The following is a 12,465-nucleotide window of genomic DNA, read 5'->3' as shown; positions in this document are numbered from 1 at the left end:
CCCCATGTGCGGCGGGTCTCAGAATCAGAGGATCCCCGGAATGACCGAACAGACCCCTAACCCGACGCCGGAAAACCTCGCAGACGCCGCTCCGGACACGCCGGCCGCTGCCGAAGCGCCGGACGCGCTGGCCGCCGCCGAACAGAAGATCGCGGAACTGCAGGATGCGCTGCTGCGCGCCAAGGCCGAAACCGAGAACATGCGCCGCCGTGCCGCCGAGGACGTGATCAAGGCCGGCAAGTTCGCCGCCGAGAAATTCGCCTCCGCCATGGTGCCGGTCAAGGACAGTCTGGAAGCCGCACTGGCCGACACCTCGAACGACGTCGCCAAGACCCGCGAAGGCGTAGAACTGACGCTCAAGCAGCTGGTGCAGGCCTTCAGCGGTGCCAGCGTCGAGGAAGTGAATCCGCTGGGCGAGAAGTTCGACCCGCACAAGCACCAGGCGATCAGCCAGATCGAGGCGCCGGGCGAACCCAATCACGTGGTGCAGGTGCTGCAGAAGGGCTATCTGCTGCACGAGCGCGTGCTGCGCCCGGCCCTGGTCATCGTTTCGAAGGCGGCGGGCTGAAAAGCCCCTTGAAATGCAGGGGCAAACGCCCCACTTCGACCTCAGACAAGCTCTTTCCTCCACCCGAACATACATATAGAGGACCCCGAACATGGGAAAAATCATCGGTATCGATCTGGGCACCACCAATAGCTGCGTCTCCGTGATGGAAGGCGGCAAGCCCAAGGTGATCGAGAACTCGGAAGGCGCGCGCACCACGCCGTCCATCGTGGCCTACGCCGAAGACGGCGAAATCCTGGTCGGCGCCTCGGCCAAGCGCCAGGCGGTCACCAACGCCGCGAACACGCTGTTCGCGGTCAAGCGCCTGATCGGCCGCCGCTTCGAAGAGAAGGAAGTGCAGAAGGACATCGCACTGATGCCCTACAAGATCGCCAAGGCCGACAACGGTGACGCCTGGGTGGAAGTGCGCGGCAAGAAGATCGCGCCGCCGCAGGTGTCGGCCGAAGTGCTGCGCAAGATGAAGAAGACCGCCGAAGACTACCTCGGCGAAGAAGTGACCGAAGCTGTCATCACGGTGCCGGCCTACTTCAACGACAGCCAGCGCCAGGCCACCAAGGACGCCGGCCGCATCGCCGGTCTGGACGTGAAGCGCATCATCAACGAGCCGACCGCGGCTGCGCTCGCCTTCGGCATGGACAAGAAGCCGGGCGACTCCAAGATCGCGGTGTATGACCTGGGCGGCGGTACTTTCGACGTGTCCATCATCGAAATCGCCGACGTCGATGGCGAGCACCAGTTCGAAGTGCTGGCCACCAACGGCGACACTTTCCTGGGCGGCGAGGACTTCGACCAGCGCATCATCGATTACGTGATCGACGAGTTCAAGAAGGACCAGGGCGTCGACCTGAAGAAGGACATCCTCGCGCTGCAACGCCTGAAGGAAGCGGCGGAAAAGGCCAAGATCGAGCTGTCGTCGAGCGCGCAGACCGAAATCAACCTGCCCTACATCACCGCCGACGCGTCCGGCCCGAAGCACCTGGCGATCAAGATCACCCGCGCCAAGTTCGAATCGCTGGTGGAAGAGCTGATCGAGCGTTCGATCGAGCCCTGCCGCATCGCGCTGAAGGATTCGGGCGTCAAGATAGGCGACATCGACGACGTCATCCTGGTCGGTGGCATGACCCGCATGCCCAAGGTGCAGGAAAAGGTGCGCGAATTCTTCGGCAAGGAGCCGCGCAAGGACGTGAACCCGGATGAGGCGGTTGCCGTCGGCGCGTCCATCCAGGGCGGCGTGCTGCAGGGCGACGTCAAGGACGTGCTGCTGCTCGACGTGACCCCGCTGTCGCTGGGCATCGAGACGCTGGGCGGCGTCATGACCAAGATGATCCAGAAGAACACCACGGTGCCGACCAAGTTCTCGCAGACCTTCTCGACCGCCGATGACAACCAGCCGGCGGTGACCATCAAGGTCTATCAGGGCGAGCGCGAAATGGCCTCGGGCAACAAGTCGCTCGGCGAATTCAACCTGGAAGGCATCGCCCCGGCGCCGCGCGGCATGCCGCAGATCGAGGTCACCTTCGACATCGACGCCAACGGCATCCTGCACGTGTCGGCCAAGGACAAGGGCACCGGCAAGGAAAACAAGATCACCATCAAGGCGAACTCGGGTCTGTCGGAAGAAGAGATCCAGCGCATGGTGAAGGACGCCGAACTGCACGCCGAAGAGGACAAGCGCGCACATGAGCTGGCAGACGCCCGCAACCAGGCCGACGCGCTGGTGCATTCGACCCGCAAGGCGCTGACCGAGCACGGTGACAAGGTCGACGGCAGCGAGAAGGAAGCGATCGAAGCCGCGATCAAGGAACTGGAAGACGCGATCCGCAGCGGCGAGAAGGACGCCATCGACGCCAAGAGCGCAGCGCTGGCCACCGCCGCGCAGAAACTGGGCGAGGCGATGTACGCGCAGCAGCAGGCCGAAGCCGGCGCAGCCGGTGCGGCGGGCGCGGCACCCGGCGGCAAGAAGGACGACGACGGCGACGTGGTCGACGCCGAATTCACCGAGGTGAAGGACAAGAAGTAAGCTGCGCGTCGGGTCTGCGGACCCGCACTCAACAAGCGGGGCACAGCGCGGCGGGAGCCTCTCCTGACGCACTGTGCCTTTGCCGCATCTGTGGTGAACACGAATGGCGAAGAAAGACTTTTACGACATCCTCGGCGTCAACCGCGACGCCTCCGATGACGAAATCAAGAAGGCTTACCGCAAGCTGGCGATGAAGTACCACCCGGACCGCAATCCGGACAGCAAGGAAGCCGAGGACAAGTTCAAGGAAGCGAAGGAAGCCTACGAAATCCTGTCGGACGGCCAGAAGCGCGCGGCCTACGACCAGTACGGCCACGCCGGCGTCGACCCGAACATGGGTGGCGGCGCAGGCGGCGGTCAGGGCTTCGGCGGTTTCGGCGACGCCTTCGGCGACATCTTCGGTGAAATCTTCGGCAACCAGGGCGGACGCGGCGGCGGTCGCAGCGGCGTCTACCGCGGCGCCGACCTGCGCTACAACCTCGAAGTGTCGCTGGAAGAAGCGGCCCGCGGCACCGACACCCGCATCCGCATTCCGACCATGGACGACTGCGGCACCTGCGGCGGCACCGGCGCCAAGCCGGGCACCAAGCCGGTCACCTGCACCACCTGCAACGGCGTGGGTCAGGTGCGCATGCAGCAGGGTTTCTTCTCGATCCAGCAGACCTGCCCCAAGTGCCACGGCACCGGCAAGATGGTGAAGGATCCCTGCCACGACTGCCACGGCGCCGGACGCGTCAAGGGCAGCAAGACGCTGCAGGTGAAGATTCCGGCCGGCATCGACGAAGGCGACCGCATCCGTCTGGCCGGTGAAGGCGAACGCGGTCAGGGCGGCGGCCCGGCCGGCGACCTGTACGTGCAGATCCACATCAAGCCGCACGCGGTGTTCCAGCGCGAGGGCGACGATCTGCACTGTGAAATGCCGATCGGCTTCGCCACCGCGGCGCTGGGCGGCGAGATCGAGATTCCGACGCTGGATGGCGCGGCCAAGATCAAGATCCCGGCCGAAACCCAGTCCGGCAAGGTGTTCCGCCTGCGCGGCAAGGGCATCAAGGGCGTGCGCAGCAGCTACCCGGGCGACCTGATGTGCCACGTGGTGGTCGAAACGCCGGTGAACCTGACCGCGCGCCAGCGTGAACTGCTGAAGGAGTTCGACGACATCAACCGCAGCGACGAAGCGAACCACAGCCCGCGCGCGAAGTCGTGGATGGACAAGATGAAGGACTTCTTCGCCGGCTGACCGGCGCGGAATCCGCATCCGGAAGGACTGAAGGGGCCGCTGACGCGGCCCCTTTTTTCATTGCGCCGCCGCCCTGCTCACTCGAGCTGCCAGCTCACGCCCATCCACGCGGTGCGCTCGGGCATCGGGTAGTAGGTGCTGCTGTAGGCGATGGTGGAGTACGCCCTGTCGAACAGGTTGTTCACCCCGGCCGACCAGGTGGCGGCGCCGCTGCGCACGCTGAGCGCAAGGTCGAACACCGTGTACGACGGCAGCGGCGCGAAACTGCGGTTGCCCGTATCGTTGCCGTCGAAGCGGCGACCCGCATGGCGGGCGCCGAAGTTCAGCCGGATGCGCGCATCCGGCGACCACTCGACGCGGGTATGCGCGGTGCGGCGTGGCACCAGCGGCACGTCGGCCGCCATGCCCTCGAAGCGCGGCTGCACATAGCCCGCATTGGCCACCCACAGCAGCGACGGCCGGATGCGCCAGCGCAGCTCGAGCTCGACGCCGGTGCGCACTGTGGGCAGCGCGTAATTGCGGTTTACGCTGAGGCCGCTCGCACTGTCGAAATGGATTTCGTCCTCGATGCGCATGCGGTAAGCGGTGGCTCCGAACTCGACCGTGTCGGTCCGCACGCGCAGGCCGGCTTCGCGGGTACGGCCGCGCTGCGGTCGCAGATCGGGCGCGGCCAGCGCCAGCTCGTCGATGTTCGGATTGCGGAAGTGGCGGCTTTCCGACACGAAAGCGGTGAGCGCCTCGCTCAGCTGCCAGCTCGCGCCCAGTTCGCTGGCGCGGTTGCGCCAGACCGCGGCCTGGGCGTCGGTCAGCCGGAAAGCGTCGACGCAGCTGCCGGGCACCACCACCGGGAACGGAATGAAAACGTACTGGCAGCTCCGGCTGTAGCGACGGCCTTCGCTGCGGCTTTCGGCCCGGTCACGCCGCAGTCCGGCGTTGACGCTCACGCCGCCACCCAGCCTGAACACGCCTTCGGCCCACAGCGCACGTCCGTTCAGTTCGCCGCTGCGCCGGGCGGAACTGTCGAGCACCGTCTCTCCGTTCTCTTGCCTCAGATAGTCCGACCACTGCCGGACATGGCCCACCGCCACATCGTGCCGGCCACCGAAGGCCTCGAACTCCAGTTCGTGGGTGAGCTTGAGGTCGCGCCGGCCGGATTCGATCAGGTTGCGCTGGTCGGCCGGGGGCAGGCCGGACTGCACGCCGATGAAATACGGATTGTCGCGGTCACGTCGGTCGAGCTGCAGCATGCTCAGGCCGGCCGCGCCGAAATCTGCCCGCAGCCGGGCGCCGAGCGTGCGGTCTTCGGTGCGGCCGCCATCGAACGGTGACGCGGTACTGGCCCGCCGCTGTGCGCGGCTGCCGCGGAAGGCGTCGGCACTGACCGGCCCGGGCAGGCCGTACTCGTCGCTGTGGCGGGCGGCGCGCAGCGTCAGATCCAGAAAGGACCACCGGCCTTCCGGCAGCAGCGACAGCTCGACTGCGGCATCGCGCGCCCGGTAGGCGTCGTTCCGGCGATAGCCGTCGCTGTCCTGCGCAGCCAGCGACAGGCCGAGCGCCAGCGGCCCGTTGCCGCCGCCGGCACTGGCCCTCACCTCCCGCAGCCCCCAGGCACCGCTGCGCAGATCCACCCTGCCCGTCAGCTCACCGGATGGCGGCCGTCGGGTGCGGATGTGCACGATGCCGCCGACCGCGCCGTCGCCGTAGCGCACCGCCCCGGCGCCACGCAGCACCTCGATGCGTTCGACCTGCGACAGCGCCACCGATGACAGGTCGGCGCCCGACAGGTCGTCGGCATTGAGCCGCACGCCATCGACCAGCACCAGCACATTGCTGACCGCGGTCGCGCCCAGGCCGCGCATGTCGACCGTGGCGCCCTTGTCGCGGCCGAAATAGCTCTGCAGGTTGAGCCCGGCCTCGCGGCCCAGCAGATCGCCCAGCCCCTGGGCACCCGCGCGTTCGATGTCGCCGGCGGTGATGACCGATACGCCGTGCGGCACGGTGCGCAGCGTGTCGTCGGCCGACGGCGCGCTGATCACCACCTCGTCCAGCCGCAGCGCGTCGTCCGCCCGCGCGTGCGGCGCGAGCAGGCACAGCAGGCCGGCGAACGCCGGCCTGAACAGGATGTTCATGAAGATCGCCTCCGCACCGGCGCCGCCCCACGGGCAGCGCCGGGCATGCCTCAGGACATGGCGTCAGGCCATGCGACGGCGGGCGACCGCGCCCACCAGCGCCAGACCGGCCAGCAGCAGCGCCGCCTGTTCCGGTTCCGGCACCGCAGCGACCGTGAGACTGTCCATCGCGAAATAGGCCGGCGTATTCATGCCGAAGGGACCACTGTCGCTGGAGGACAACGCGAACTGCAGGCCGCTCACGGTGCCCAGCCCGCTCAGATCCAGCCAGCGCCAGTCGGTCACGATGTAGTCGTCGGCGCCATTGGCGTAGCGATAATCCGCCAGCATGAAATCCACGCTGCCGGTGTGGCGGCCGACGCTGTCGAGGCCGGTCACGGTGAGCATGAACCAGTCGGCATCACGGCCATCCTCGCCGCCGAAACGCTTGGCGAAGCCGTCGCCATTGAGCATGGACAGCGCGGCGTAGGTGCTGTTGGTGAAGAAGGCGCCCAGCACGGTGACCGGTGCGGCGAAGGTGGCCACCGGCGCGCCGGCATTGGCCACCGCGTAATTCGCCGAGCCCTGGGCGCCGCCGCCGGCGATGGCGCTGTGCTGGTTCAGATAGCCCTCGGTGGTGGTGTCGGTGCGGTTGGAATACACCCAGTCGGTATGGCAGCAGTCACCGCCCCAGTCGTTGAAGCCGTGATTGAAGGTGGCGGCACCGCTGGTGAAGGTCGTGGACACCTTCGGGAAGAAATGGCTTTCCGGACTCAGTGCCAGATCGTCGAAGGTCGAGACCTCGACCGCGGCAGTGGCCGACTGGCTGAGGGCGAACGCGCCAAGGGCGCAGGCAAGCATGCGGATGTTCATGTGCGGAATTCCCTGTGCGGCGCGCTTCAGGCGCGGTGACGGCGGATGACGACGGACAGCAGGCCCAGCGCGGCGGCGTACATCGCCCACTGCGACGGTTCGGGCACCGGCGGTGTCTGGGCGGCGAAGGCGGCGTAGTGGATGACGCCCACCGCGTCGAGGTCGAAGCCGCTGCTGCCCGAGGTCGGGTACGGGTCGTAGATCGGGTGCGGACCGCCGTAGGCGGCCGGGTAGCTGTCGAAGGTCGAGCCGTTGCCGACGACGTCGATCAGGCGCACGTACTGCACCCTGTTCACGTCCAGCCCGGCGATGCCGCTCAGCTGGTCCAGATCCAAGGGCGTGCCGTAGCCCTGGCGGTACTTGCCGGCCAGGCCATCGATATTGGTCGGATCGATGGTGCCGAAGCCGGACACCGGGCTGGCGGTGAAGGAGTAGTTCGGGAAGCGGAAGAAATCGGTGCCGTTGGACGACACTTCGACGAAAGCCAGTTCGAGGAAGGTGTTGCTGAAGCTGTTCTCGAACACCGCGAAATCGGCGCCGGCACCGTTGGTGATGTAGCCGTCGAAAGTGAGCGTGATGCGCCCGCCATCGCCCAGCACCACCACGTCGGTGGACGTGCCTTCGGCCTTGCCCAGACCCTTGGCCGGGTTTTTCCAGGCGGCGTCCACGTTGGGGCCCGGCTGGTAGTCGCGATAGCCGGTGGCCCACTGGACAAACGCACTGCTGTCCTTGTGAAGGGCGGTGGAGCCGGGGCTGCCGGCTGCCGGCGCGAACGGACCGGCGTGGGCGGAAGGCGCCAGCGCGAGGCCGGCCAGAGCGATCAGGGGGGTCAGTGAGTTACGCATGCAGATCTCCGTGCATTGCCGGCATCACCCGCCGGCGAAAAGCAGAAAATCCGATGGCACGCGGCAGGCCGCGCGAGAAACGCACAGGAACGGAATATGACGGCCGCGTGGCGGCCGAACGAACGCATGCGCCCCAGGCCGCCCACCGCAGCCATCGGTCCGAAGGTCGAAAGACCTTGCGCGCCAGGCCGGTCTCCGGGCTTGCGAGGGGGTGTGTGCGATCCGCCTTCCCGTGCGTGGGGCACAGTGGCTGAATGGAGCGCTACGACTCGCTTACCGTTGCGGGGGCAGCGCCGGAATTGCATCACCGTGAGGCGGTCATGCGCACCGGACTTCCCGTTTCACCCCTTGCGACGACAGCCGCGCGGGGCACCTGAGGCGTGCGCAGGGTATGCGATCGGGAAGCGCCGGGTCAAGCCCGGGTGCACCGGCGAATGCGGAGCGCTCGTGTCGCGGAAAAGAAAAAAGCCCGCCGGAGCGGGCTTTGAAACGGTCTGTGCGGCGTGTGCAGCAGGTCGCGGCACCCCCGCGACCTGCGTCGCCATCAGGCAGCGAGCTGGCGGGCGATCTCTGCCTTCACCGCCGACAGTGCTTCCGGCAGACGGTGCTGCAGACGCTCGAACAGCTCGTCATGCAGCGCGATTTCCTGCTGCCATGCGGCCACGTCGATCGAGGTGATGCGATCGAACAGTTCGCGGCTGAACTCGGTGCCGGCCCAGCTCAGGTCGTCGTAGCGCGGGCTGGTGCCGAACAGGTGCTCTGCACCTTCGGCGCCGCCGGCCACGCGGTCCAGCATCCACTTCAGCACGCGCATGTTCTCGCCGAAGCCCGGCCACACGAACTTGCCGTTGTCGTCGGTACGGAACCAGTTCACGCAGAAAATGCGCGGCACCGGATTGCCCTGCGCCGACAGGTTCTGGCCGACGCGCAGCCAGTGCGCGAAGTAGTCGCTCATGTTGTAGCCGCAGAACGGCAGCATGGCGAACGGGTCGCGGCGCACCACGCCCTGCTGGCCGGCGGCCGCAGCGGTGGTTTCCGAACCCATGGTGGCGGCCATGTAGACGCCTTCCACCCAGTTGCGCGCCTCGGTCACCAGCGGCACCGTGGTCGAACGACGGCCACCGAAGATGAAGGCCGAAATCGGCACACCGGCCGGATCGTCCCAGGCCGGGTCGATCACCGGATTCTGGGTGGCGGCCACGGTGAAGCGGGCGTTCGGGTGAGCGGCCTTGGCGCCGGTCTGCTTCGCGATTTCCGGCGTCCAGTCCTTGCCCTGCCAGTCGGTCAGATGCGCCGGCGGGGTCTTGGTCATGCCTTCCCACCACACGTCGCCATCGTCGGTCAGCGCGACGTTGGTGAAGATGGTGTTGGACGCGAGCGAAGCCATGCAGTTGGCGTTGGTGCTGTCGTTGGTGCCCGGGGCGACGCCGAAATAGCCGGCTTCCGGGTTGATCGCGTACAGGCGACCGTCCTTGCCCGGCTTGATCCAGGCGATGTCGTCGCCGATGGTGGTCACCTTCCAGCCCTCGAAACCCTTGGGCGGAATGAGCATCGCGAAATTGGTCTTGCCGCAGGCCGACGGGAAGGCCGCCGCGACGTAATGCTTCTCGCCCTGCGGATTCTGCACGCCGAGGATGAGCATGTGTTCGGCCAGCCAGCCTTCGTCGCGACCCATGGTCGAGGCGATGCGCAGCGCGAAGCACTTCTTGCCGAGCAGCGCATTGCCGCCATAGCCGGAACCGAAACTCCAGATCTCGCGGGTTTCCGGGTAATGGACGATGTACTTGGTGGCGTTGCACGGCCACGCCACGTCCTGCTCGCCGGCGGCCAGCGGCTTGCCGACGGTGTGCACGCAGGGCACGTACTCGCCGTCCTCGCCCAGCACGTCGTAAACGGCCTTGCCCATGCGGGTCATGATGCGCATGTTGACGGCGACATAGGGCGAATCGGAAAGCTCGATGCCGATCTGCGAAATGTGCGAACCCAGCGGACCCATCGAGAACGGCACGACGTACATCGTGCGGCCACGCATGCAGCCGTCGAACAGGCCGTTCAGCGTCTGGCGCATTTCGGCCGGGGCCATCCAGTTGTTGGTCGGGCCGGCGTCTTCCTGGCGTTCGGAACAGATGAAGGTGCGGTCTTCGACACGCGCTACGTCGGACGGGTCGGACCAGGCGAGATAGGAATTCGGGCGCTTCTCGGGGTTCAGGCGGCGCATGGTGCCGGCGGCGACCATGTCGGCGCACAGGCGGTCGTACTCCTCCTGCGAACCATCACACCAGTGGATCGCGGCGGGCTTGGTCAGCGCAGCGATCTCGGCAACCCATTTCACCAGCTTGCGGTTTTTGACCCAGGCCGGAACGGGGATCTCTCCGGAGTTCAGCTGCTCCGGCGACAGGACGACTTTCATTGCGACGCTCTCCAAAATCCACCGGAATCGGACAAGGGTGGTAACCATTGCCGTCCCGGTTCGACGGTTGAAACAGACTCGGCATCCACCGGGTAGGTGTATGCGTCGGACCCTGCTGACCGCCGACTGCGCCTGCGGTCATCCTTGCGGAAGTGGCACTTTAACCATAACCGTGTCTTATGTCTGCTATAAGAGTCACGAATGATGCGATTTGGGCGGACGCACCCGCCCCTGCCCGCGAAAGGCATTGCATTACGCAACAAACAATCAGTTTTCCTGATCTTGCGCCGCAAGAAGAGCGGCCAGGCCTGAAGAATCAATCCGCCAGTGGTAGCGGCTTTCCGCGTCGGACAGCAGCTTGCTGCGACGCAATACACCCAGCGCGCGGCTGGCCGATTCCGGAGCGACGCCGAGGATGGCGCCGAAATCCTCGAGGCTGAGCCGGATCACCCGGTCCGGGGCCTCGGCAGTGCGCAGGCGCATCAGCAGCCGCGCGACCCGGGTCTTCACGTCGGCATGACCCGCCGCCAGCTCGGCCAGCCAGGCGTCGGCTTCGGCCAGTGCGGCGTACCAGTGTTCGAGCAGCGGCTTCTGCAGGCGGGGGGTTTCGCGGTTCAGCCGCTCGATCAGCGTGCGCGGGATGCGGCACAGCTTGACCGGCGCCAGCGTGATCGCGGTGTGGTCATAGCCGGGCCGGACCAGCGCCTCCAGCCCGCACACGTCGCCCGGCCGGAGGATGCGCAGGATGCGCTGGTTGCCGTCGGTGCTGTAGCGCACCAGCTTGACCGCGCCTGCTCGCACCGTAAACAGCCAGTCACCGTGCGCGCCGGCATGGTAGATGACCGACCCGGACGGGTAGTCCAGGTCGTCTATCTGGTCATGCAGCAGCGCGAAATCGGCCTCGACCAGATCGGCAAACAGCACCGAACGACGGATGCTGCACCCTTCGCAATCGCTGTGGCCGTTCCACGCTGCCTTGATCGTGATCGCACGCATGTCTTGCGGCCAAACCCCATGTCACTCCCGTCGCCAGGTCGTTCCAGCGGCGGAATCTTCCAGAATGATGCCTTGCTGTTTCAGCTCGTCGCGCACCCGGTCCGCGGTCGCGAAGTCGCGCGCCTTCTTGGCGGCAACACGCTGGGCGATCAGTGCCTCGATCTGCGCGTCGTCCAGACCGCCGGCCTGTGCACGCCCTTTGAGGAAGTCTTCCGGAGATCGTTCCAGCAGACCGAGCACGCCGGCCAGGGCCCGCAGCTCACCGGCCACCGCTGCGTCATTGCCGCGGTTGGCTTCGTTCGACAGTTCGAACAGCACCGCCAGCGCCTCGGCGGTGTTGAAGTCATCGTCCATCGCGGCGCGGAAACGGCTGCCGGCCGGCGTGTTCCAGTCAGGCTGACAGGCGGCGGGCGGCACATTCTTCAATGTGGTGTACAGACGGGTGAGCGCACCGCGCGCGTCGTCGAGGTGGGCGTCGGAATAGTTCAGCGGGCTGCGGTAGTGGGCGCGCAGGATGAAGAAGCGCACGACTTCCGGGTCGTACTTCTGCAGCACCTCGCGGATGGTGAAGAAATTGCCGAGCGACTTCGACATCTTCTCGTCATCGACCCGCACGAAACCGTTGTGCATCCAGTAGTTGACGAAGGTGTGGCCGTGCGCGCCCTCGCTCTGGGCGATCTCGTTCTCGTGGTGCGGGAACTGCAGGTCGGCGCCGCCGCCGTGGATGTCGAACCGGTCGCCGAGCAGCTGCGAGCTCATGGCCGAGCATTCGATATGCCAGCCCGGACGGCCATCGCCCCAGGGCGACGCCCACTTCGCCTCTGCCGGCTCGGCCGGCTTCGCGTGCTTCCACAGCACGAAATCGAGCGGATCCTGCTTGTCGTCGATCACGTCCACGCGCTCGCCGGCCCGCAGGTCGTCCAGCGACTTGCCGGACAGCTTTCCGTAGCCGTCGAACTTGCGCACGCTGTAGTTCACGTCGCCACTGGCGGCGCGATAGGCCAGGCCCTTCGCTTCCAGCCGCTGGATCAGCGTCTGCATCTGGGGCACGAATTCGGTGGCGCGCGGCTCGTGGTCCGGGCGCAGCACGCCCAGTGCATCGGCATCCTCGTGCATGGCGGCGATGAAGCGGTCGGTCAGCGCCCGCATCGTTTCGCCGTTCTCGGCGGCCCGCCTGATGATCTTGTCGTCGATGTCGGTGATGTTGCGGACGTAGGTCACCGTGTAGTCCGAGGCCCGCAGCCAGCGGGTGACCATGTCGAACACCACCATCACCCGCGCATGGCCCAGATGACAGAAGTCGTACACCGTCATGCCGCACACATACATGCGCACCCGGCCGGGTTCGATCGGCACGAAATCCTGTTTTTCGCGGGCGAGGGTGTTGTAGATCTTGAGCATGGCAGGG

General features: G+C 66.5%; 9 protein-coding genes and 1 riboswitch. Of the genes, 3 read left to right on the top strand and 6 right to left on the bottom strand.

Annotated features, from left to right (window positions below):
• Nucleotides 1-40 precede the first annotated feature (40 nt).
• The 3 genes from grpE (at nt 41) to dnaJ (ending at nt 3,825) form a co-directional block, all read left to right on the top strand.
• Nucleotides 41-568: a nucleotide exchange factor GrpE gene (gene grpE, locus METUNV1_RS01760; RefSeq protein WP_008058248.1), complete on the top strand. Its 528-nt coding sequence runs from the start codon at nt 41-43 to the stop codon at nt 566-568.
• A gap of 91 nt (nt 569-659) precedes the next feature.
• Nucleotides 660-2,588, top strand: coding sequence for a molecular chaperone DnaK (gene dnaK / locus METUNV1_RS01755; protein ID WP_008058246.1), 1,929 nt, complete (start codon nt 660-662; stop codon nt 2,586-2,588).
• A gap of 103 nt (nt 2,589-2,691) precedes the next feature.
• Entirely contained in the window at nt 2,692-3,825 is a 1,134-nt protein-coding gene (gene dnaJ, locus METUNV1_RS01750; RefSeq protein WP_008058244.1) for a molecular chaperone DnaJ, read from the top strand.
• Nucleotides 3,826-3,902: 77 nt separating this feature from the next.
• On the opposite strand, the gene METUNV1_RS01745 is transcribed toward dnaJ, so the two are convergent.
• From METUNV1_RS01745 to cysS, 6 genes are all read right to left on the bottom strand, one after another.
• Nucleotides 3,903-5,954, bottom strand: coding sequence for a TonB-dependent receptor (locus METUNV1_RS01745; RefSeq protein WP_008058243.1), 2,052 nt, complete (start codon nt 5,952-5,954; stop codon nt 3,903-3,905).
• Between the two features lie 63 nt (nt 5,955-6,017).
• Nucleotides 6,018-6,806, bottom strand: a complete 789-nt coding sequence (locus METUNV1_RS01740) for a DUF4465 domain-containing protein (RefSeq protein ID WP_008058239.1) — start codon at nt 6,804-6,806, stop codon at nt 6,018-6,020.
• A gap of 26 nt (nt 6,807-6,832) precedes the next feature.
• The gene (locus METUNV1_RS01735) at nt 6,833-7,651 is read right to left on the bottom strand and encodes a hypothetical protein (RefSeq protein ID WP_008058237.1); all 819 of its coding nucleotides are present in this window, start codon (nt 7,649-7,651) and stop codon (nt 6,833-6,835) included.
• Between the two features lie 169 nt (nt 7,652-7,820).
• Nucleotides 7,821-8,043, bottom strand: a riboswitch (cobalamin riboswitch).
• A 152-nt stretch (nt 8,044-8,195) separates the two neighbouring features.
• Nucleotides 8,196-10,061 carry a phosphoenolpyruvate carboxykinase (GTP) gene (locus tag METUNV1_RS01730; protein ID WP_008058235.1) on the bottom strand — a complete coding sequence of 622 codons (1,866 nt, stop codon included), beginning with the start codon at nt 10,059-10,061 and terminating at the stop codon, nt 8,196-8,198.
• A gap of 267 nt (nt 10,062-10,328) precedes the next feature.
• The gene (locus METUNV1_RS01725) at nt 10,329-11,057 is read right to left on the bottom strand and encodes a Crp/Fnr family transcriptional regulator (RefSeq protein WP_008058232.1); all 729 of its coding nucleotides are present in this window, start codon (nt 11,055-11,057) and stop codon (nt 10,329-10,331) included.
• Between the two features lie 21 nt (nt 11,058-11,078).
• The gene (cysS, locus tag METUNV1_RS01720; protein WP_008058231.1) at nt 11,079-12,458 is read right to left on the bottom strand and encodes a cysteine--tRNA ligase; all 1,380 of its coding nucleotides are present in this window, start codon (nt 12,456-12,458) and stop codon (nt 11,079-11,081) included.
• Between the last annotated feature and the right edge of the window lie 7 nt (nt 12,459-12,465).

It is taken from the genome of Methyloversatilis universalis FAM5, from assembly GCF_000214035.2.
Lineage (GTDB): Bacteria > Pseudomonadota > Gammaproteobacteria > Burkholderiales > Rhodocyclaceae > Methyloversatilis > Methyloversatilis universalis.
Note: the sequence above shows the minus strand (reverse complement) of the source record. Positions and strands in the feature narration are given on the sequence as shown.